At 70.2% G+C, this 19,553-nt stretch carries 16 protein-coding genes; 10 read left to right on the top strand and 6 right to left on the bottom strand.

The annotated features are described in order from the left end of the window. Positions 1–3: 3 nt before the first annotated feature. Complete coding sequence (locus GD1_RS05175) at positions 4–675, bottom strand: biotin transporter BioY (protein WP_053777759.1); 672 nt, start codon at positions 673–675, stop codon at positions 4–6. 78 nt (positions 676–753) lie between these two features. Here GD1_RS05175 and guaA point away from each other — a divergent pair, with 78 nt between their 5' ends. Next, on the top strand, positions 754–2,343 hold the full coding sequence (gene guaA / locus GD1_RS05170) for a glutamine-hydrolyzing GMP synthase (RefSeq protein ID WP_053777711.1): 1,590 nt from the start codon (positions 754–756) through the stop codon (positions 2,341–2,343). Positions 2,344–2,382: 39 nt separating this feature from the next. On the opposite strand, the gene GD1_RS05165 is transcribed toward guaA, so the two are convergent. Further along, positions 2,383–2,610 (bottom strand): hypothetical protein, encoded by a 228-nt coding sequence (locus GD1_RS05165; RefSeq protein WP_053777712.1) that lies wholly within the window; start codon positions 2,608–2,610, stop codon positions 2,383–2,385. Next, a complete protein-coding gene (locus GD1_RS05160) occupies positions 2,607–4,055 on the bottom strand; it encodes a PspC domain-containing protein (protein ID WP_059036147.1) in 1,449 nt (482 codons plus the stop codon). Before GD1_RS05160 ends, GD1_RS05165 begins: the two co-directional genes overlap by 4 nt. A gap of 136 nt (positions 4,056–4,191) precedes the next feature. On the opposite strand from GD1_RS05160, the gene GD1_RS05155 reads away from it, so the two are divergent. Both GD1_RS05155 and GD1_RS05150 read left to right on the top strand, forming a co-directional pair. Then, positions 4,192–5,538: an ATP-binding protein gene (locus tag GD1_RS05155; RefSeq protein WP_059036098.1), complete on the top strand. Its 1,347-nt coding sequence runs from the start codon at positions 4,192–4,194 to the stop codon at positions 5,536–5,538. Between the two features lie 65 nt (positions 5,539–5,603). Then, positions 5,604–6,290: a LuxR C-terminal-related transcriptional regulator gene (locus GD1_RS05150; protein WP_059036096.1), complete on the top strand. Its 687-nt coding sequence runs from the start codon at positions 5,604–5,606 to the stop codon at positions 6,288–6,290. Positions 6,291–6,356: 66 nt separating this feature from the next. Here GD1_RS05150 and GD1_RS05145 read toward each other — a convergent pair whose 3' ends face one another. Then, positions 6,357–7,616 carry a serine/threonine-protein kinase gene (locus GD1_RS05145; protein WP_053777714.1) on the bottom strand — a complete coding sequence of 420 codons (1,260 nt, stop codon included), beginning with the start codon at positions 7,614–7,616 and terminating at the stop codon, positions 6,357–6,359. A gap of 92 nt (positions 7,617–7,708) precedes the next feature. Here GD1_RS05145 and GD1_RS05140 point away from each other — a divergent pair, with 92 nt between their 5' ends. The 3 genes from GD1_RS05140 to GD1_RS05130 all read left to right on the top strand — a co-directional run bounded on the left by GD1_RS05140 (position 7,709) and on the right by GD1_RS05130 (position 11,785). Next, positions 7,709–8,815 (top strand): Rv2578c family radical SAM protein, encoded by a 1,107-nt coding sequence (locus GD1_RS05140; protein ID WP_053777715.1) that lies wholly within the window; start codon positions 7,709–7,711, stop codon positions 8,813–8,815. A gap of 649 nt (positions 8,816–9,464) precedes the next feature. Continuing rightward, complete coding sequence (gene imuA' / locus GD1_RS05135) at positions 9,465–10,205, top strand: DnaE2-dependent mutagenesis accessory factor ImuA' (protein ID WP_053777760.1); 741 nt, start codon at positions 9,465–9,467, stop codon at positions 10,203–10,205. Next, a complete protein-coding gene (locus GD1_RS05130; RefSeq protein WP_053777716.1) occupies positions 10,205–11,785 on the top strand; it encodes a DNA polymerase Y family protein in 1,581 nt (526 codons plus the stop codon). The genes imuA' and GD1_RS05130 overlap by 1 nt, the downstream gene beginning before the upstream one ends. 20 nt (positions 11,786–11,805) lie before the next feature. Here GD1_RS05130 and GD1_RS05125 read toward each other — a convergent pair whose 3' ends face one another. After that, the gene (locus GD1_RS05125; protein WP_280513256.1) at positions 11,806–12,978 is read right to left on the bottom strand and encodes an alanine racemase; all 1,173 of its coding nucleotides are present in this window, start codon (positions 12,976–12,978) and stop codon (positions 11,806–11,808) included. A gap of 356 nt (positions 12,979–13,334) precedes the next feature. Here GD1_RS05125 and GD1_RS05120 point away from each other — a divergent pair, with 356 nt between their 5' ends. From GD1_RS05120 to GD1_RS05110, 3 genes are all read left to right on the top strand, one after another. Beyond that, complete coding sequence (locus GD1_RS05120) at positions 13,335–14,768, top strand: nSTAND1 domain-containing NTPase (protein ID WP_152972797.1); 1,434 nt, start codon at positions 13,335–13,337, stop codon at positions 14,766–14,768. Between the two features lie 70 nt (positions 14,769–14,838). After that, on the top strand, positions 14,839–18,093 hold the full coding sequence (locus tag GD1_RS05115; RefSeq protein WP_059036143.1) for an error-prone DNA polymerase: 3,255 nt from the start codon (positions 14,839–14,841) through the stop codon (positions 18,091–18,093). Between the two features lie 15 nt (positions 18,094–18,108). Beyond that, the gene (locus GD1_RS05110; protein ID WP_053777718.1) at positions 18,109–18,336 is read left to right on the top strand and encodes a DUF167 domain-containing protein; all 228 of its coding nucleotides are present in this window, start codon (positions 18,109–18,111) and stop codon (positions 18,334–18,336) included. A gap of 110 nt (positions 18,337–18,446) precedes the next feature. Here the strand turns inward: GD1_RS05110 and GD1_RS05105 are convergent, their stop codons facing one another. Continuing rightward, positions 18,447–18,911 carry a tRNA (cytidine(34)-2'-O)-methyltransferase gene (locus GD1_RS05105; protein WP_053777719.1) on the bottom strand — a complete coding sequence of 155 codons (465 nt, stop codon included), beginning with the start codon at positions 18,909–18,911 and terminating at the stop codon, positions 18,447–18,449. A 251-nt stretch (positions 18,912–19,162) separates the two neighbouring features. Here GD1_RS05105 and GD1_RS05100 point away from each other — a divergent pair, with 251 nt between their 5' ends. Continuing rightward, on the top strand, positions 19,163–19,531 hold the full coding sequence (locus GD1_RS05100; protein ID WP_059036094.1) for a hypothetical protein: 369 nt from the start codon (positions 19,163–19,165) through the stop codon (positions 19,529–19,531). The last annotated feature ends 22 nt before the right edge of the window (positions 19,532–19,553 follow it).

Raw genomic sequence — 19,553 nt, 5'->3', positions numbered from 1 at the left:
ATGTCAGCCGGCGACGCCGGCGGTACCGGTGGGGCCGCGCTTCCCGGATCGCCACGGGGTGATCAGTCCGGGCCAGGAGCGGTGCACCTGCGCGGCGACCAGCGCGGCCACCACGGCCTTGATCACGTCACCGATGATGAACGTGCCGTTGGTGGAGACGGCCGCCCACAGCGTCAGGTCGGTGCGCACCAGCAGGCCGATCACGCCGCAGGCGTACACCACGACCATGCCGCCGAACAGGTTGATCAGCGCGCCCCACACGACCCGGTAGCGCGGCATCATCAGGGCGGTCAGCACACCGATCACGATCACGGCGGGCAGGAACCCGATGAAGTACCCGGCGGTGGGCGAGAGCAACGCGGTCTGACCGTTGCGGCCACCCGACAGGATCGGCAGACCGGCGAGCGCGAGCACCATGAAGATGACCACCGCGAGGGTGCCCTTCTTTGGGCCGAGGACCGCGCCGGCGAGCATCACACCGAGGGTCTGGAAGGTGATCGGGACCCCGCTGCTGCCGAGGTTGATCGTCCCGGGCAGGCCCAGGGCGGCGATCAGTGCGGCGAACACCGCCGCCTGGGTGAGGTCGGCGACGCCGAGGGAGAACCGGCCGGACGCCGACCCTGCGGATCCGGCCGTCACTGACCTGGCGTTTTCTGGGGAGTCAGAAGTATCCATGGTGGTCAACGAGTATTCCACGCGCCGTGGGCACCGCCGACCGGCAGGTCGCCGGTGGGCAGACATTAGACTCGCCTCGTGACGGATTCTGCAGATGGAGCGATCGAGGGGCCGCGTCCGGTCCTCGTCGTCGATTTCGGCGCACAGTACGCGCAGCTCATCGCGCGCCGCGTGCGTGAGGCCCGCATCTACTCCGAGGTGATCGCGCACGACGCCACCGTCGAGGAGTTCGCGGCCCGTAACCCGGTGGCGCTGGTGCTGTCGGGCGGACCGTCGTCGGTGTACGCCGACGACGCACCCGCCATCGACCCGGCGATCCTGGAACTCGGCATCCCGGTGTTCGGCATCTGCTACGGATTCCAGTCGATGGCCAAGGCCCTCGGCGGCGTGGTCGCCAACACCGGTGGCCGAGAGTTCGGCCGCACCACCCTGACCGCGGACGGGGCCGGGGTGCTGCATCAGGGACTGCCCGCCGAGCAGCCGGTGTGGATGAGCCACAACGACGCCGTGCAGGTGGCCCCGGAGGGCTTCGAGGTGGTCGGTTCGACGCCGGGCGCACCGGTCGCCGCATTCGAGAACCTCGACCGCAGGATGGCCGGCGTGCAGTACCACCCGGAGGTGCTGCACTCGCCGCACGGCCAGCAGGTGCTCACCCGCTTCCTCTACGAGATCGCCGGACTCGAACCCACCTGGACCGCCGCGAACATCGCCGACGCCCTGGTCGAGCAGGTCGCCGATCAGATCGGTGACGGCCTGGCCATCTGCGGTCTGTCCGGCGGCGTCGACTCGGCGGTCGCCGCGGCGCTCGTGCAGCGTGCCATCGGTGATCGGCTGACCTGTGTGTTCGTCGACCACGGTCTGCTGCGTGCCGGTGAGCGCGAACAGGTCCAGCACGAGTTCGTCGGCGCGACCGGGGCCCGGCTGGTCACCGTGGACGCCGCCGAGACGTTCCTCTCCGAACTGGCCGGCGTCTCCGACCCGGAGACCAAGCGCAAGATCATCGGCCGCGAGTTCATCCGCTCCTTCGAGGGGGCGGTGTCCGACGTGCTCGGCGACCGTGCCGCGGCCGGCGACAAGGTGGACTTCCTGGTCCAGGGCACCCTGTACCCCGACGTCGTCGAATCCGGCGGCGGCAGCGGCACGGCGAACATCAAGAGCCATCACAATGTGGGCGGGTTGCCCGACGACCTGGAGTTCACCCTGGTCGAGCCGTTGCGGTTGCTGTTCAAGGACGAGGTCCGCGCGGTCGGCCGGGAACTGGGTCTGCCCGAGGAGATCGTCGGACGTCAGCCGTTCCCCGGTCCGGGTCTGGCGATCCGGATCGTCGGCGAGGTGACCGCCGACCGTCTCGCCCTGCTCCGCACCGCAGACCAGATCGCGCGGGAGGAACTCACCGCCGCCGGTCTGGACGGACAGATCTGGCAGTGCCCGGTGGTGCTGCTCGCCGACGTCCGCAGTGTCGGCGTGCAGGGCGACGGCCGCACCTACGGTCATCCGATCGTGCTGCGCCCGGTGTCCAGCGAGGACGCGATGACCGCGGACTGGACACGCATCCCCTACGAGGTGCTCGAGATCATCTCCACCCGCATCACCAACGAGGTGCCCGACGTCAACCGCGTCGTCCTGGACGTGACGAGCAAGCCGCCGGGCACCATCGAGTGGGAGTGATCCCCGGCACCGGTGCCGATTCCGGTGCGGGGGTGACCGTCAGCGGCGCGCCGACCGCGCGCCGCTGACGATCAGCACCAGACCCGCGATCGCCCCGACCGCCACCGCGATCCAGCCCAGGGTCGCGAGGTCGGGGAGGGTGGGCCCGTCGGCGAGACCCCAGGCGGCCACGGCCAGGCCGAGCAGGGCGAACAGGGCCAGGCCGGGCGAACGCCGGGCGGCCTCCGTGGTCGATGCGTTCGTGTCGGTGTTGTCGGTGCCGTTCATCGCCTGATCTCCACTCGTCCCATTCCGGTGTGTGCGTCGACCGTCAGGACCGGCCCGGCGGTGCCGTCGTTGCCGCCGTCGAGTCCGTCGGGGCAGGAGTAGTCGCCGACCCCGGTACTACAGTCGGCGCGGACGTTCATACCCGCGGGGACCTCGATGACGAGCTCACCGATACCGTTGCGCAACTGGACCGTTCGGTCCGACGACAGTGTGATGTCACGCAGATCGAGTGTCCCGGTACCCATGCCGAGTGAATACTCGCCGCGGATGTCGTTCTCGCTCAGTGGTTTCCAGTTCCGGTCGCCGACGCCGCCGGTGGGGATGCCCAGGCCGTGATCACTCGGGCTCCAGGTGGTCAGCGTGGTGGAGACCACCACGGCCGCCATCAATGCGAGCAGTACCGGCACGAGACCGCCTGCGTGACGACCGGATCGGGTCTTGCGCAGGGCGCCGACGAGCAGGCCGACGGCCACCACGGCCAGCGCCAGCGACAGCACGTGTGGCACCGAGAACCAGCCGATCCCGGCGCGGTTGCCGGCGATCCCGGCAGCGGCGACGATCACCGCGAGGCCGGCGACGACGAGCCCCAGCGGGGAACGGCGTGGACTCTCGGGTACGGCCGGCGGCGTGGGTGTACTCGGTTCGGGCAGGTCCCAGGCGAAGCGGGCCGCCCCCAGCGGATCCCACGCGGGTGGGGTCCGGTCGATCGGGTCGGCCGGGATGACCGGCGTGGGGATGTCGTCGGCACCGGCCGCCACCACGGGTGGCTCGGAATCGGTGCCGGCCGGCGTCTTCCCCAGGTCGATCGTGGTGCCCTGCGCGGTCGGGGTGGGGGACGAATCGGCGGACATGGCGGCTGTACTCCCTTCGGTCGCACGTTGGTACGGGGCCGGCTGGGCAGGTGCGGGAGCAGCGGACGCGGTACGGATCGCACGCGGGGTCCAGCGCACGAAGTGATCGGCACCGATCGCAGCGGGTGGCGACGCCGGGGCGATGGTCGCGACGCTCGTCCCGGCCGGCGCCTCGGGCGTGCGCAGATACAGCAGCCACCAGCCGAACAGCATCAGCAGACCACCGAGCAGGCCGCCGGAACTCCATGGGCCCGACGATCCGATCGAGGTCACCAGCACGATCACGACGAGCACCACCAGCAGCAGCATCATGGGACTGCGGGTGCGGCCGGGATGCTGCCCGCCGGGTGGGGTGACCTGCGCGGAGACCCGGGTGACCGACGGGAAGGCGATCCAGCCGGCCAGGTACAGGATCAGGCCGCTGCCGCCGAACAGCGTCGACACCACGAATGCGACCTTCACCAGGGTCGGATCGACCCGGTAGCGGTCGGCGACACCCGCACAGACACCGGCCACGGTGCGCGGTGCCGACGGACGCACCGGGCGTGTGGCCCACAGGTTCTCGAGCCGGTTGCGAAACTCTGCACCATCCATGTCACCCATCTTCACGTCCGGCGGCCCCACCCACATCGGGGGCGCACCCTGAGATCCACCCGGAACGTGCACCCGGGCCGGATTCGGGGGTGGACCCTGATGCCCGAACTCCCACCCGCGTGACACCATCGGTTTCATGGAAGTGGCGCAGGCGGAGCTGCCGCCGCGGCTGATGCGCCGCAGCGGTGGCCGGGTGATCGGTGGGGTCGCAGGGGGTGTCGCCGACCATCTCGGCGTCGACGCGTTCCGCGTGCGGGTGGTGTTCGTGGTGCTGACCGCCCTCGCCGGGGCCGGGGTGCTGGCGTATGCGCTCCTGTGGTTCTTCTGCCCGCAGGGTGCCGACACCGCGCCCCCGCAACCGGGTGAGCGGCGTCAGGCCTGGGGGCTGGCGATCCTCGGCCTGATCGCGATGTCGGTGGTCGGGTTCGCCACCGCCGGCACCCCCGCCGCCTATCTGGTGCCGTTGGTCGTCGTGGCCGTCGGCGCCTCCCTCGTCTGGCGGGAGTTCGACACCTCCGCGCGCGCCCACCCCCGCAGCCCGGTCCTGACCTGGCTGCGGCTGGCCGGCGGTGTGGTTCTGGTGGTGGGCGGTCTGGTGGTGATCGTGCTCGCCGGCAACCGCAACTTCGGCGGCCTGAGCACCACCTTGCTCGCGGTCGGGGTGACCCTGATCGGCGTCGTGCTGCTGACCGTCCCGTTGTGGATGCGGATGTGGCGGGCGCTGAACGAGGAACGGGCGGCGCGAATCCGCAATGCCGAACGCGAGGAGATCGCCTCCCACCTGCACGATTCGGTGTTGCAGACCCTCGCCCTGATCCAGAAGAAGGCGGGCCGGCCCGAGGAGGTGGCCCGTCTGGCGCGCAGTCAGGAACGTGAACTGCGCAGCTGGCTGTTCGGTGATCCGGCCCAGCAGCGGAGCTCGCTGAGCGCCGCACTGCGCAGTGTGGGCGCCGAGGTCGAGGACGACTACGGGATCGAGGTGGAGGTGGTCACCGTCGGCGATCTCCGCCCCGACGACGACACCGACAAGGTGGTGGCGCGCCGCTGGCCCGCCCTGATCGGGGCCACCCGCGAGGCGCTGGTCAATGCGGCCAAACACTCCGGTGAGCGCAAGGTCGACGTGTACCTCGAGGTGGGCGACGACGAGGTGGAGGTCTACGTGCGTGACCGCGGCGTGGGCTTCGACCCGGACGCCGTCGACGAGGACCGCCAGGGGGTGGCGCGGTCGATCCGCGCGCGGACCGAGCGGGTCGGTGGACGTGCGACGGTGAAGTCGTCGCCGGGGCGCGGCACCAACGTGGCGATCACGATGCCGCGGGGCGACGGCCGTACGGTGCCCGACGAGGAGCGGGCACCGGACCAGGAGCGGGCACTGGACCAAGACCCGGACCAGGACGAGGACCCGGACCGGGGCGGCGACGATCCCGACACGGGCACCGATTCCGATGCGGGGACCGACACCGGCCGCGGAAAGGCGTCATGATGACGACGGCAGGCACCGCGACGATGGTCGGGGCGCGGCACATGACGACAGATGAGCGGAGTGAGATGACAACCGAGGAGCAGGCCGTACCGGCCGGTGGGTACCGGGTGTTCCTGGTCGACGACCACGGGGTGTTCCGTTCCGGCGTGCGTGCCGAGCTCGCCGGCGAACCCGGACTGACCATCGCGGGGGAGGCGGGTGCGGTGGCCGAGGCGATCGCCGGGATCACCCGGGTCCGGCCCGACGTCGTGCTGCTCGACGTGCACATGCCCGCCGGTGGTGGGGTGGCGGTGCTGCGTGGCGTCGCCGACGCACTCGGTGACCAGGCGCCGGTGTTCCTGGCGCTCAGCGTGTCCGACGCCGCCGAGGACGTGATCGCCACCATCCGGGCCGGTGCCCGCGGGTATGTGACCAAGACGATCGACGGCAAGGAACTGGCCGACGCGGTGCGACGGGTGGCCGAGGGGGACGCGGTGTTCAGCCCGCGGCTGGCCGGCTTCGTGCTGGACTCGTTCACCGGCCGCTCGTCGGTGCCCGAGCCCCAGCTCGATCCGGAACTCGACTCGCTGACCCGCCGTGAACTCGAGGTGCTGCGGCTGCTCGCGCGCGGCTACACCTACCGCGAGATCGCCGAGGAACTGTTCATCTCGATCAAGACCGTCGAGACCCATGCGTCGAATGTGCTGCGCAAGACCCAGCAGTCCAACCGCAATGCCCTGACCCGATGGGCGGCCACACGCCACATAGGCTGAGCCGCAACAGGTCCCGCCATTCGCCGAGGCGGTGTCCGGCCCGGGCGTCGCTCCGGTGAGAGGTGATCAGCCGGTGAGGGCGATCACCAGGACGATCACCGCGGCGAGCACCAGGAAGAACAGGAACACCGCCCCCGCCAGAACCGCGGGCGAGGTACCCGACTGCGATCCGGGCGGCGGGATGTGCGACGGCATGGCGCTCGGCGGATACGGGCCGTACGGTCCCGAGTTCTGGGGCGCCGGGGTATGGGTTCCGGGGGTGGACAGCGGCATCTGCGGCAGCGGGGGCGTCCGGGGTGCCGGGGTGGCGGTACGGGTGTGATCGAACTGGCCGGGCATCGCCCCGGGGTATCCGCCGGTGGACGCATATCCCCCCGACGGCGTGCCCGAGCGTGGGGCCAGTGTGGACGGACCCACCACCGGCCGGGCCACCATGCTGGTGAGGACCTGCTCGGTGGTGCCGTGCTCACCGGCGGCGACCCGGGCGAGCTCGTCGCGTGCCTGCGCCATGCTGATCCGGCGCCGCGGACTCGGTTCGAGCATGCGCAGGATCACCGGTTCGAGGGCGCCGGCGCGGGTCATCGGATTGATCTGGGCGCGAGCCACCCGGTGCAACATCACCAGTGAGTTGTCGTCGACGCCGAACGGCGGCTGCCCCTCGACCATCGTGTAGACCGTGGCCCCGAGCGAGTAGACATCCGACTCCTCGCCCGGCTCGTCACCGCGGGCCACCTCGGGGGCGAAATAGGCGGGGGTCCCGGTGATCAGACCGGTCTGGGTGATGGTGACGTCGTCCTTGGCGCGGGAGATACCGAAGTCGGTGATCTTGACCAGCCCGGCATTGCGGCCCGCCCCGGCGATCAGGATGTTGCCGGGTTTGATGTCGCGGTGGATGATCCCGGCGGCATGCGCCTCGGTCATCGCGTCGGCCACCTGGGCGCCGATCTTCGCGGCCTCGGTGACGTCGATCGTGGCGGTGGCGTGCAGGATCTGGGCGACACTGCGGGACGGCAGATACTCCATGACCAGCCATGGTTCACCGCCGTCGAGGGCCACGTCGTGCATCGCGATCGCATTGCGATGACTGAGCCGGGCGGCGATCCGTCCCTCCCGCATCGCGCGTTTGCGCACGTTCTCGGCGGATTCCTCGGACAATCCCTCGGTGGAGAGCACCTGCTTGACCGCGACCTCGCGGTCGAGCAACTGGTCACGGGCGAGCCACACGGTGCCCATCCCGCCGCCGCCGATCCGGGAGAGCAGGCGATAGCGACCGGCGACCAGATAATGCGGACCGGGGGTCCGGTGGGAGTCGGTCTCGCTGGTCATACCGGAGATGATAGCCGGGACCGCCGGATGGGCCGGGGTGCCCGGGACCCCATACGCTTGACATCTCCTCGCACGCGTGTTCGACTTTCGGCATGCGATGGTCCGAACAGGTGATCGAAGCCGACGATGGTGCCCTGCCGGGTCTCGGCCGGGCCGGGTTGGTGCGCTCGGTGCAGACGCCCGAGTTCGAGGGCATCACCTTCCACGAGGTGCTGGCCAAGAGTGCGCTCAACCGTGTGCCCGAGGGTTCCGGGCTGCCGTTCACCCACACCGTCAACACCTTTCGCGGATGTACCCATGCCTGCCGGTACTGCTTTGCCCGGCCCACCCACGAGTACCTCGACCTCGACGCCGGACGTGACTTCGACAGTCAGGTGGTGGTGAAACTCAACGTGGCTGCGGTGCTGCGCAAAGAGTTGCGGCGCCGGTCCTGGCATCAGGAGCCGGTGGCGCTCGGCACCAACACCGATCCCTACCAGCGGGCCGAGGGACGCTACCGCCTGATGCCGGGGGTGATCTCGGCACTCACCGAGGCCGCCACCCCGTTCTCGATCCTCACCAAGGGCACCCTGCTGCGTCGGGACCTGCCGCTGCTACGGCAGGCCGCCGGTCAGGTGCCGGTGCGGTTGAGCGTGTCGCTGGCGTTCATCGACACCGAACTGCAGAAACAGATCGAACCCGGCACGCCGTCGCCGGCCGCGCGGCTACAACTGATCGCCGACATCGCCGACGCCGGGTTCGCCCCGCATGTGATGCTCGCGCCGGTGATCCCGTATCTCACCGACTCCACCGCACATCTCGACGAACTCCTGGGATCGATCGCGGCGGCCGGGGCGACCGGGGTGACGGCCTTCCCGTTGCATCTGCGGGGCTCCACCAAGCCGTGGTTCCTGAGTTGGCTCGCCGAGCATCATCCGGCGCTGGTGCGGCGCTATCGCGACCTCTACGGCCGAGGCGCCTATGTCACCCCGGACTACTCCTCCCGATTGCGGGAACGGCTGCAGCCGTTGGTGTTCGGTCATGGGCTCGCCTCTCGGACCGATCGGCTGGACGACGACCGCGCCGGCGCGCCCGGCGGGAGTTCGGGTCGGGCGCGTATCCACGCGCCGGGCGGGCGCGCGGAAGCCGCCGGGGCGGAGGCCGGCGGGGTGGGGCTCGTGGCCGCCCCGGCCCAGCAGCAGGTGCTGACCCTGTTCTGAGTGCTGCCCGGCTGTGGTGTCCGCCGGGTTTGTGTGCCGGGGCTGCTTGCCGGTTTGTCTGCCGGGTTTGTTTGCCGTGGTGGCGTTTTCGGGGTTGCTTGCGGAGATCTCGACTCGACTCGTCGCTGCGCTCCTTGTCGGCTCGATCGTCGTGGTGGGTCGCCTTGTCGCTGTGTGCTTTGTTGCTGCGCTCTTGTCGGTTCGATGGTCGTGGTGTGGTGGCGTTTTCGGGGTTGCTTGCGGAGATCTCGACTCGACTCGTCGCTGCGCTCCTTGTCGGCTCGATCGTCGTGGTGGGTCGCCTTGTTGCTGTGTGCTTTGTTGCTGCGCTCTTGTCGGCTCGATCATCGTGGTGGGCGCCCGTGACCGGCGTGGTTGCGGTTTGTCGGAGGCCGGGCGTAACATTTTCGGTATCGAAAAAACGTTCGAGTAGCGCCGGTTCCGGGGCTCGGAGGGGCTTTCGAGGGCGTAGCGACTTCCCGGCTCGCCAGACATGTCGGTGCTGGTCAGGAGGGGTGTCATGGGTGTTGTGTCGATGGGCGGTGCGGACCGCCCGCGCGGGGGTCCCGCCGAACGACGGAATGACCGGGACGATGCGGAATCGGCGGGTGCGGACCGTGCCGACACGCTCGCCCGGCTACGTCGCCGGATGGCGGTCATGTCGGGGATGCCCGACCGGACCGATGCCGACCGGCCGGAGGCCGGAGTGCTCCCGGTTCCGGAGGAGCTGTCGGACCTGTTGCCGCAGAAGGGGATCGCACGCGGGACGATCGTCTGCTGCACCGGGGCGCGCTCACTGCTGACCGCGCTGATCGCCGCGGTGACCCGGGCGGGATGCCAGGTGGGCATCGTCGGCCTGCCCCGGCTCAACCTGCTCGCCGCCGCGGAGATGGGGGCCGATCTCGACCGGATCGCCGTCGTCGCCGATCCGGGGATCGACCCGGTGGAGGTGGCATCGGTGCTGCTCGACGGGATGGATCTGGTGGTGCTGGGACTGCGCGGGGTCACCGTGCCGCGGTCGCGGTGTGCGACGGTGAGCGGCCGTGTCCGCAGGCAGTCGTCGTCACTGCTGGTGGTCGACGGGGCCTGGCCGGGTGCGCAGACACAACTGGCGGCGCGTGTGCTCGGATACCGGCACCGACCCCGAACCGGTGACGCCGACCTCACGGCCGCGGCCAACGGCCACGGCCGGGTGGCGGGAATGCGGTTACAGGTGACCGCCGAGAGCGGTGGGCGTCGTCGGCGGACCGCCGAGATCGACCTGATCGCACCGGAATTCGGTGAAGAGGACCGGCTGCGCATGCTGCGCCTCGATTCGATCGGGGTACGGCGGGACATCCCCGCCGTCACCGGCGCGGATGCCGACGACGATGTGGCGGTGGCGAACTGATGGCCGGTACCAGGCGGGTGGCCGCCCTGTGGTGTCCCGACTGGCCGGCGACCGCGGCCGCGGCGGACGCGGAGCTGCCACCCGGACACCCGATCGCGGTGCTCTCGGCGAACCGGGTGATCGCCTGCTCGGCGTCCGCCCGGGCGGCCGGGATCCGCCGCGGGATGCGTAAGCGCCAGGCACAGTCGTCGTGCCCGGAGATGACGGTGGTGACCGCCGACGACCATCGCGACGGCCGCATGTTCGAGCCGGTGGCCGCGGCCGTGGCCGACCTGGCCCCGACGATGGAGGTGCTGCGGCCGGGGCTGCTGGTGGTACCGGCCTCCGGTGCCACCCGGTTCCACGGCGGTGAGGAGAACTTCGCCGAGCTGCTCGTCGACCGGATCGCGGTGTCCGGAACCGAATCCCAGGTGGGAATCGCCGACGAACTGTTCACCGCGGTCCTCGCCGCACGTAGCGGACACCTGGTCCCGGCGGGCGGCGATCGTGACCATCTCGCCGGACTGCCGATCGCCGAGCTCGCCGCCGAACCGTCGCTGTGCGGACCCGACCGGGCCGACCTGGTGGACCTGCTGCGGCGCCTCGGGCTGACCGGCATCGGGGCGTTCGCGGCGCTGTCGGCGACCGATGTGGGTACCCGATTCGGTGCCGATGCGATCGTCGCACACCGGCAGGCGCGTGGGGAGCCGGGGCGCCCGCCGTCGGCGCAGGCGTTGCCCGCGGACCTGTCGGTGGAGCAGGTCTGCGATCCGCCGATCGACCGGATCGATGCGGCCGCCTTCGCCGGACGCCGGCTCGCGGAGGTGCTGCACCGTCACCTCCGCGAGCGGTCGGTGGCCTGCACCATCCTCACCGTCGAGGCGATCACCGAACGCGGACAACGACATTCGCGGACCTGGCGATGTGCCCAGCCGCTCACCCCGGCGGCCACCGCCGACCGTATCCGCTGGCAGCTCGAGGGCTGGATGACCGGTGGCCGTTCCCGGGCCCACCACGCACGTCCGGACTCGCCCATCGGGATGTTGCGACTGGTCCCGGCCGAGGTGGTCGACGCAGGAGCGCTCCAGCAGACGCTGACCGCACCCGAACTACCCGGCGGGGCCGAACTGTCCGAGCGGGCCCGTCGCTCGATGGAACGGGTCCAGGGGCTGCTCGGCGGGGATGCGGTGCGCATCCCGGTACGCAGCGGCGGACGCGGTCCGTTCGACCAGATCACCCTGGTGGCCCTCGACGAGGAGCCGACACCCGAACGGGACCCGTCGGCGCCCTGGCCCGGCCGGATCCCGCATCCGGTACCCACGGTGATCAGCGAGTCCCCGATCGAACTGGTCGATCTGTCCGGACAGCCGGTGCGGGTCACCGACCGCGGGGCGTTCACCACCGAACCGACCACCGTCCGCCTGCCCGACCGGCGCGACGGCTGGGAACTGCGCTGGTGGGCCGGGCCCTGGCCGACCGGGATGGAGACCGGCGCAGCGTCACCGGTCAGTGCGCGGGCGCAGGTCCTGCTCGACGACTCCCGGGCATTGCTGCTGGCATATCGGTCCGGCGGCTGGATGGTGGAGGGGATCTATGAGTGAGCCACGTCGGTTCGGCGACCTCACCGATTGGCGCATCTGGCGGCCACCGGCCAGACCGACACCGGTTCCGGTGCGGCGCCGGCCGCCGGGACACCGGGGACGGGCGAGTCGAGCACGAGGACATCCGCGAGATTGACCGCGCTGCACACGTGGTTGGGGATCACCGTGATCACCGCGCCGGGGTCGGGGAGGGCGCCGGCGGCGAACTCGGCCGGATACTCGATCACCGCATGATGTTCGGACAGTGCCACGATCACCGCATCGGGCACATCGGTCACCCGGCCGAAACCGGTGGCCCACGCGGGCCGGTCGGCGCCGAGGACCTTGCTCCCGGCGTCGACGACGACCCGGTGTCCGGTGCGATGGACCACCGTGGTGACCACGGTGAGCGCCACCTGCGTGATGTCACAGGTCCCGAGTTCGACCTGCTGGGCGTCCTGGAACGGGTAGACGCCGGGCCGCAGTTCGGTGAGTGTCGCGGCGTCGGCGAACCCGGCGGTCGGGGTGGAGCCACCGCTGATCACCGCCGGTTCGATGCCGCGGACCCGCAGGGCCTCGGCCGCGACGGCCAGCGTCTGCGCCTCCTGGGTGGCGGCCGCCTCGCGCGCCGGGGCGGGACCGTAACCGTGTCCGGGAAAGGTGAACACACCCACCACGTCGAGTCCGGCGTCGACGGCCGCCGCGGCGACCACCCCGGCCTGCTCCGGGACCACCCCGGTGCGGTGCTGGCCCGAGTCGACCTCGACCACCACCGTCACCGGGTGGAACGGGCCGGTCTCGGCGGCGAGCCGGCCGGCACCGACCTCGGCACCGAGCCGTGCAGCCGCGGCGACCGAGTCGACACCCACCCGCACCGCGACGTCACGGGCCAGTGCACGCAATCGCGCACCCTTGTGCGGGGTCACCCACAACGGATAGGCGAGAAACAGGTCGCGGCAACCGGTGTCGGCCGCGGCCGCCGCGAACACCTCCGCCTCGCCGATCGTCGCCACCGTCAGACCCACTGCGCCATGATCGATCTGGCGTCGGGCGAGTTCGATGCACTTGTGGGTCTTGGCATGTGGGCGCAGGTCCACACCGAGGACGGATGCACGCGCGGCCATCGCGGCGAGATTGGCCTCGAGCCGGTCGGTCGAGACCCGCAGGTACGGGGTGTCGGGTGTCGTGATGTCTGCTGTCGGGGTCTCGGGCACGGGGACTCCTGTCTGTCGGCGACGTCGGTGTCGGGACCGTGGTCCGGTGTCGGGCCAGCCCGCCGTCGGCATCCATTGTCCGGCCACCTCGCCGTCGGAATCCATCGGTCGGGATCCATCTGTCGGGATCCATCTGTCGGGATGGACCGGTGCGGGATGCGCCGTCGGGATCCGCTGTCGGGCTCCGGGTGTCGGGATCTGCCGGGATCCTCGGGGCGAGTGTGGCGTCGTTCACCTTCCGTTCATCGTGTGCTCGGACACAACGGCGGGCGAAAGTGCAGGGTGCCGGGTACCTTGATCATGCGATCAGGAATCACGATCGTGCGATTATCACCAAACGCGAGTCGGGGGACGGCGTGACAACTGAAATGATGGGAAGTCTGCGGACCGAGTTCGCAGAACGATTCGAACGGCTGTATCGGGCGGCGGGTTCACCGCCGGCGCGCATCGTGTGCGCGCGGGCCAACGAAGAACTCGCGCGGAGCGGCCTGCGGTGGTCGGTGTCGCCGCAGCGGGTCTCCGACTGGCGGCGTTGCCGCACCACACCGGCGAGGTTCGAGGTGTTCGCACCCGTGCTGAACATCCTGGTGCTCGCTGCGCGCGGCCGGATCGGTACGACCGACGAGCAACTGCTGGACGTGCAGGCATGGGAAGCGCTGTGGCAGGAGATCCAGCGGGACGAGCCGCGTGCCGGATCGGTCCGCACCTCCACCACGGTGCAGGTGTGCCCGTATCGCGGGCTCGGCGTGATGACCGAGGCCGACCACGGTGCCTACGGCGGTCGTACGCAGGAGCGTGACGAACTGTCCCGGCGTGTCGCCGAGATGGCCGGTACCGGGCGACTGATCGTGCTGACCGGGGCGACCGGCAGCGGCAAGTCCTCGTTCATCCGGGCCGGATTCGGCGGCACCATCGCCGGTCGCCCGATGGTCGGCGGGATCGCCGATCCGCGCCGGACGATGACCGGGTCGCCGAGTCGTCCGGCGGTGGTCGTGGTGGACCAGTTCGAGCGTCTGCTCGTCGATCCGCGTGCGGCCGAGGCATCGGCGGCGTGGCTCGCCGAGTGCGCCCGCCGGCCGGGAGTGGCTGCCGTGGTGGTCTTGCGCTCGGATCGGATCGGCTGTGCAGGTTCCATCGCCCGATTGCAGGATGGCTTGGCGCACAACCGGATCGATCTCGCACAGCCATCGGTGTCGGATGTGATGGAGGCGATCACCGCACCGGCCCGGCATGCCGGGCTGGCCATCGGTGACGGGTTGGAACAGCTCATCCGGGCCGATCTGGGTCTGCGTCCGGGGCTGGGTCTGCAGGCCGCCGCCGCACCGTTGCCGGTGTTGTCGTGGGCGTTGCAGCATGCCTGGCTCAATCGCGAGCGGAACACGCTGACCGTCTCGGGATACGAACGGTCCGGCGGCATCACCGGTGCGATCGTCCACCTCGCCGAGCAGTGCTGGGCGGGGATGTCGGAATCGGACCGCGGGCTCTGCCGGGATCTGTTGTTGCGGCTGGTGGTGCCGCGTTCGGACGGTGTCGTGGTGGGCGGCGGCGTCCCGGTGTCGGATCTGGTGGCCACGGCCGGTGATCCCGGTGCCGTGCGGGCGGTGCTGTCCCGCCTGGTCGATTCCCGGGTCCTGATCGCCGACGCCGACGGGGTGCGTGCATCGCACGACGCCCTGTTCTCCGAGTGGGGGCGGATGCGGGACTGGCTGGCGGCGTGCCACGTCGGGGTCGAGGTGCCGCGTGCCGGTCCGGTGGCACCGGTCCGGCTGTCGGCGGCCATGGTCAGCTGATCCGGGCGGAGAACCCGATCGGGCGGTGACCGACCCACCCCTCATCGAACGTGTGTTCTATGATGGCGGAGTGGGTTGGAATCAGGGACCACCGACCTGGTCGGAGATGGAACGAGTGCTCTCCGGGCGCTCCCGGCAATCGGGGCGGCCCGGGGAGTTCTTCGGTCCCGGCGACGGGGGCGACTCGCCGGCGTGGTCGCGCAAACGGGGTCCCTACGTGGCCCCCGAGGTACGGCCGGAGAACTCGTCGGTGCCCTACGCCGAGTTGCACGCCCACAGTGCCTACAGCTTCCTCGACGGTGCGTCGATGCCCGAGGAGATGGTCGCCGAGGCCCGGCGGCTCGACCTCTCGGCCCTGTCGATCACCGACCACGACGGCTTCTACGGAGTGGTCCGATTTGCCGAGGCGGCAAGGGAATTCGGGATGCCGACGGTGTTCGGTGCGGAACTGTCCCTGGAACCCGACGTCGCCCGGACGGGGGTGCGCGACCCGGCCGGTGACCATCTGCTGGTGCTCGCCCGCGACAGTGAGGGGTACCGGCGGTTGTCGCGGACGATCGCCGACGCGCACATGGCCGGCGGCGAGAAGGGATTGCTGCGGTATCACCCGGACCGCCTGGCCGAGGGTGCCGGGCACTGGCTGGTGCTCACCGGCTGCCGCAAGGGGGCGGTGCGGCGTGCCCTGGATCGGGGTGGCCCACCGGCGGCCGAGCGGGCCCTGGCCGACCTCGTCGAACGGTACGGACGTGACGGGGTGGCGGTGGAACTGACCGCCCAGGGCCTGCCCGACGACGACGAACGCAATGCCGTCCTGGCCGGGTCGGCGGTTCGTCTGGGTCTGCCGACGGTGGCCACCACCGGCGCGCATTTCGCCGGCCCGTCGCGGCGGCGGCTCGCGCTGGCGATGGCCGCGGTGCGCGCCCGCACCGACGTCGACACGATCACCGGCTGGATGCCGGCCGTGGCCGGGGCGCATCTGCGCAGCGGCGACGAGATGACCCGACTGTTGCCCGCGCATCCCGACGCGATCGACAACGCGGTGCAGATCGCCGCCGACTGTGCCTTCGAACTCGGTCTGATCGCACCGCGACTGCCACCGTTCGACGTACCCGAAGGCCACACCGAGAACACCTGGCTGCGGCATCTGACGATGCTGCGTGCCGCCGGCCGCTACGGTCCGCCGTCCGGGCATCCGCAGGCCTACCGGCAGATCGAACACGAACTCGCGATCATCTCCACCCTCGACTTCCCGGGGTACTTCCTGGTGGTCACCGACATCGTCGACTTCTGCAAACGCAACGACATCCTGTGCCAGGGGCGGGGGAGCGCGGCCAACTCGGCGGTCTGTTACGCGCTGGGTATCACCAACGTGGACCCGGTCGCCAACGAGTTGCTGTTCGAACGGTTCCTGTCGCCGGAGCGGGACGGTCCCCCCGACATCGACGTCGACATCGAATCCGAACGCCGGGAGGAGGCGATCCAGTACGTCTACCGCCGTTACGGCCGGAACTACAGTGCGCAGGTCGCCAACGTGATCACCTACCGTCGCCGATCCTCGGTGCGCGACATGGCGCGTGCCCTCGGCTATGCCACCGGACAGCAGGACGCGTGGAGCCGCAACCCCGACGACGCGCCCGCCGACGTCACCGAACTCGCCGGTGAGATCGCGGGGATGCCGAGGCATCTGGGTATCCACTCCGGCGGGATGGTGATCTGCGACCGGCCGATCGCCGACGTCTGCCCCACCGAATGGGCCCGGATGGCCGACCGCAGTGTGCTGCAATGGGACAAGGACGACTGTGCCGCAATCGGATTGGTGAAGTTCGATCTGCTCGGTCTGGGTATGCTCTCGGCGCTGCACCACGCGATCGACCTCCTCGCCGAACACAAGGGACTGGCGGTGGACCTGGCCACCCTCGACCTCACCGAGGACGCGGTGTACGAGATGCTGTGCCGCGCCGACTCGGTGGGTGTGTTCCAGGTGGAATCGCGGGCGCAGATGGCCACCCTGCCGCGGTTGCGGCCCCGGTGCTTCTACGACCTGGTGGTGGAGGTGGCACTGATCCGGCCCGGCCCGATCCAGGGTGGATCGGTGCATCCCTACATCCGGCGCCGCAACGGAACCGAACCGGTCACCGTCGAGCACCCGTCGATGCTGCCCGCGCTCGAACGGACCCTGGGTATCCCGCTGTTCCAGGAACAGCTCATGCAACTGGCCGTCGACGTCGCCGGATTCGATGCCGCCGAGGCCGATCAGCTGCGTCGGGCGATGGGATCCAAACGATCCCCGGAGAAGATGCAACGGCTGCGGCAACGGTTCTACGACGGGATGGCGGCGACCAACCAGATCACCGGCGAGGTGGCCGACCGGATCTACGAGAAGATGGCCGCCTTCGCGAATTTCGGTTTCCCGGAGAGTCATTCACAGAGCTTCGCGTCACTGGTGTTCTATTCTGCGTGGTTCAAACTGCATCATCCGGCGGCGTTCTGCGCGGCGCTGCTGCGGGCGCAGCCGATGGGGTTCTACTCACCGCAGTCGCTGGTGGCCGATGCCCGCCGGCACGGGGTGGCGGTGCACCGGCCCGACATCAACCGGTCGACGGCCCAGGCGAACCTGGAGGCCGCCGGAACCGAGGTGCGCCTGGGGCTGGCCGCGGTCCGCGGGGTGGGCGAGGAGGTGGCGGAGCGGATCGTCACCGCGCGTGAGGCCGGTGACTACGCCTCGATCACCGACCTGGCGCGGCGGGCCGAGCTGACCACGCGCCAGCTCGAGGGGCTGGCCGGCGCCGGTGCCTTCGACTCGTTCGGACTGAGTCGGCGGCAGGCGCTCTGGGAGGCGGGTGCGGCGTCGTCGGCCCGTGCCGGGCACCTGGACCTGGAGCCCGCCGGGGCGGTCCCGACGCTGCCCGGGCTCTCCGACATCGAACTCGCCGCCACCGATGCGTGGGCCACCGGCATCACCCCGTCGTCGTATCCCACCCAGTACCTGCGGCCGCGCCTCGACGCGCTCGGGGTGATCCCGGCGGACCGGCTATTGTCGGTGCCGGATGGCTCCCGGGTCCTGGTCGGCGGCGCGGTCACACATCGTCAACGGCCGGCGACGGCATCCGGGGTGACCTTCATCAACCTGGAGGACGAGACCGGGATGGTCAACGTGGTGTGTTCGGTGGGATTGTGGACGAAGTACCGCGATCTGGCGCACTCGGCATCTGCATTACTCGTGCGCGGAAGGACTCAGAACGCCGAGGGTGCGGTCACGGTGGTGGCAGATCGATTGCAGCGCATGGATCTTCGTGTGGGAACACGATCCCGGGACTGGCAATGAGAGGTGGCGGAGACAATGCCGCAGCAAGTGGTCGTGACGGCCAAACCCAGCAGCCGCAAGGGGCCGCTGGTGGAGACCGCGCCGGACGGTGCGATCACCATCTACGTGCGTGAGCCGGCCACCGAGGGCAAGGCCAACAAGGCCGTGGCCGAGTTGCTCGCCAAACATCTCGGGGTGCCCAAGAGCAAGGTGGCACTCGTCGGCGGGGCGACCTCCCGCACCAAACGTTTCCGGGTCGGATAGTCCCCCCTGCTCGGGCGGCCCCGACTTCGCCGGCCCCGCCACGTACTGATCGGGCCGATGCGTCTTGTACCGACGGGGCCGGACAGATGGCGACCGGATGGTCTCCGCCGTCAGACCGCCCCGTCGAACCCGTGCTGACGCCATGCCTCGTAGATCGCGATGCTCGCCGAGTTGGCGAGATTGTGTGACCGGCGGCCGGCCAGCATCGGGATGCGCACGCGGTCGGTGACCTGTGGGTCGTCGAGTACCTCCGGCGGCAGGCCGGTGGGTTCGGGACCGAACAGCAGGACGTCGCCGGGCCGGTAGGCGATGTCGGCGTAGGAGTGCTCGGCGTGTGCGGTGAATGCGAACACCCGTTCCGGGCGCACCGTATCCCACGCCGTCTGGAGGTCGGGATGCACTGTGACCGTGGCCATCTCGTGGTAGTCGAGGCCGGCGCGTTTGACCTGGGCGTCGGACATGGAGAAGCCGAGCGGTTCGATCAGGTGCAGTTCACATCCGGTGTTGGCGGCCAGCCGGATGGCATTGCCGGTGTTCGGCGGGATGCATGGCTGATAGAACATGATGCGGAACAACGGAACTCACCTCGGTGCTTGCAGATCCCGGTGGTGTGTGGATCTCGGTGGTGTGTGGATCTCGGGGCCGGGGGGTATGGCGGCCGGCCGGGAGATGTGGTCGCAAGAAACGTACTCGTCGCCCGGTCGCCGGCGATCGGCGACTCCCGCCCGACCGTTGTTCGCTATGGTGAAATCTCGACATGTTCTCATGAATCGGGGGATTCTCGGATGAAGCTGATGGTGCGTGCCGTCCTGGCACTGACGGCCGTGTGCGCGGGGGTCGTGCTGCTCACGCCGATCGCCTCGGCGGCGCGGCGAAGGCCGACGGGTGGGTGATCCGGCTCGACCCGGCCCAGACCCGGGCGCTGGCCACCGAACCGGTGCGGCAGGTCACCACGTCGGTGCTCGATGCCTCCTCGGCTGCAGATGGGCCACCGGCCGCGCTGATGGCGGCCGCGTTGGACGCCCAGTTCGTCACCTGGTTCGCCGAGCGGATCACCAAGAGCGATCCGCAATCCTGCATGGAGGTGTCCGTCGCCGACGGCGGTGGCGTCACATCCCTGCACGGACGCGGCCCGTGTCCGTGGGGGTCGGCCTCGATCACGCGCGGCGCCGTCCACTCCGATCCGTACGCCTGATCACCGCACCGGGCACCGGGAC

The organism is Gordonia desulfuricans NBRC 100010 (genome assembly GCF_001485495.1).
Taxonomy (GTDB): domain Bacteria; phylum Actinomycetota; class Actinomycetes; order Mycobacteriales; family Mycobacteriaceae; genus Gordonia; species Gordonia desulfuricans.
Note: the sequence above shows the minus strand (reverse complement) of the source record. Positions and strands in the feature narration are given on the sequence as shown.